An 822-nucleotide genomic window follows, 5' to 3' on the forward strand; every position below is an offset into this window, starting at 1 on the left:
TATGAACCCCTGCTGGTGGACCTGCTGCGCCCCGTGCTGGCGCAGTGCCTGGCGCACGGGGTGCGCATCGTCAGCAACTTTGGCGCGGCCAACCCGCAAGGTGCCGCGCGCCGCATCCACGCGCTGGCGGCCGAGCTGGGCCTGGCCCGCCCGCGCATTGCCGTACTGCAGGGCGACGACTTGAGCAGCCCCGAACACCGCGCGCTGCTGCAGGGTGCTCTGGGCGATGCCATGCCCACCGAGCCCATCGTCAGCGCCAACGCCTACATCGGTGCGCAGGCCATTGCCGACGCGCTGCGCGCGGGTGCCGACATCGTGGTGTGTGGCCGGGTGGCCGACCCGTCGCTGGTGCTGGGCCCTGCGCTGGCCCACTACGGGTGGGCGCTGGACGACTGGGACCGGCTGGCCCGCGCCACCATGGCCGGGCATCTGCTCGAATGCGGCGCCCAGGTTACGGGCGGCTACTTTGCCGACCCTGGCTACAAAGACGTAGCGGGCCTGGCGCACCTGGGATACCCCATTGCCCAGATCGACGCCGACGGCCACTGCACCATCACCAAGCCCCCGGGCACGGGCGGCTGCATCACCGAGCGCACGGTGAAGGAACAGCTGCTGTACGAACTGCACGACCCGGCGGCGTACCTCACGCCCGACGTGGTGGCAGACATCACCACCGCTCGCGTGACCACGGTGGGCGCTGACTCGGTGCGGCTGGAGGGTGTGCAGGGCCACGCGCGGCCCGCCACGCTCAAGGTCAACGTGTGCTTTGAATCGGGCTGGTTTGCCGAGGGCGAAATCTCCTACGCCGGCCCGCGCGCAGAG

Annotated in this window: 1 protein-coding gene; it reads left to right on the forward strand. The window is 70.8% G+C overall.

The genetic code is table 11. From position 1 onward, the window contains the following. On the forward strand, window positions 1–822 hold an 822-nt coding region (locus ACDELDRAFT_RS23200; RefSeq protein ID WP_005801765.1), incomplete at both ends, for an acyclic terpene utilization AtuA family protein.

Source organism: Acidovorax delafieldii 2AN (assembly GCF_000175235.1).
Classification (GTDB): domain Bacteria; phylum Pseudomonadota; class Gammaproteobacteria; order Burkholderiales; family Burkholderiaceae_C; genus Acidovorax; species Acidovorax delafieldii_B.